We start from the raw sequence: 1,188 nt of genomic DNA, 5'->3' as shown, positions 1-1,188 counted from the left end.
CGGCGGGCGCAAGGCGCGCGGCACGGTCAAGCTGTCGATCGGGGCGACGCTGGCCTCACACTGGCTGATGCCCCGGCTCCACGCCTTTCTGGGCGCACATGATCACATCCGGCTCGAGATCATCACCCATCCGTTTCCGGCCAGCGTGCGGCGCCGGGAAGCCGACGTCGTGCTGCGGCCGCTCGATAGCGGCGAGGAAAATCTGGTCGGCCGCAAGATCGGCCGTCTCGGCACCGGCTTCTATGCCTCGCGCAACTATGCCGCCGGCCGGTCCCTGCCGGAGCGCAGCGGCGAGTGGAAGGGGCACAGCGTGATCGGCTTTGCCGACCAGGATTCCAACGCGCAGCTTGCACGATGGAGCGACGCGATCACGCGCCAGGGCACGATCGTGATGCGCTGCTCGTCGCAGGGCGACATGCTGGCGGCGGTCCGCGCCGGGATCGGAATTTCCGCGCTGTCGTGCTTCGTTGCGGAGAGCTATTCCGACCTCGTGCGGGTCGCTCCGCAGAAGCTCGCCAGCGTGGCCGACCTGTGGCTGCTGGCTCATCCCGACCTCGTCGAGCTCCCTGCGGTGCGAGCCGTGATCGACTTCGTGGCCGAATGCGCCCGCGCCGATCGCGAGCGGCTGCGCGGCTAAAGCATGATCCGGAAAAGTGCGCAGCGGTTTTCCGAAAAGATCATGCTCAGACAATAACCTAAAGCGCGATGGTGATTTAGCCTAATCGCATCGCGCTTTAGTTTGACCCTGCGAGCACGCCCTCGCGCTTCTTCACCGCGCGATAGTAGCTCCACCACAAATGCGCCGCCGCGCCGCGCAGGGGGCGCCAAGGTTCGGCGAGCGGCGCCATCTGCTTCTCCGTCGGCCGCGCCTGAAGGCCGAGGCCGATCTTGATGGCTTCCTGCACGGCGAGGTCGCCGGCCGGCCAGGCATCGCCATGGCCGAGGCAAAACAGGAGATAGACGTCCGCGGTCCAGGGGCCGATGCCGGGCAGCGCGATCAGCGTGTGATGCGCAGCGTCGGCATCTTCCTCGGCGAGCACGTCGAGGTTCAGCCGCTGCGCGCGGATCTCGCGCGCGAGATGCTTCAGCGTCTTGATCTTGGCGGCCGAGAGCCCGAGCCGCCCCAGCCGGTCGGTGCGGGCGCGGCCCACCGCCTCATGGTCGAACGGATCGAACGCCGCCGACAGC

2 protein-coding genes are annotated in these 1,188 nt (G+C 67.8%); one reads left to right on the top strand and one right to left on the bottom strand.

What is annotated here, in order from left to right:
* Nucleotides 1-637, top strand: a 637-nt coding sequence (locus MOV75_RS38880) for a substrate-binding domain-containing protein (RefSeq protein WP_247008135.1), incomplete at its 5' end; no start/stop codon positions are given.
* A 97-nt stretch (nt 638-734) separates the two neighbouring features.
* Here the strand turns inward: MOV75_RS38880 and MOV75_RS38875 are convergent.
* Nucleotides 735-1,188, bottom strand: a 454-nt coding sequence (locus tag MOV75_RS38875; RefSeq protein ID WP_247008133.1) for a DNA-3-methyladenine glycosylase, incomplete at its 5' end; no start/stop codon positions are given.

It is taken from the genome of Bradyrhizobium sp. PRIMUS42, from assembly GCF_023006515.1.
In the GTDB taxonomy this organism is placed as follows: domain Bacteria; phylum Pseudomonadota; class Alphaproteobacteria; order Rhizobiales; family Xanthobacteraceae; genus Bradyrhizobium.
This window is presented reverse-complemented; position numbering and strand designations above follow the sequence as displayed.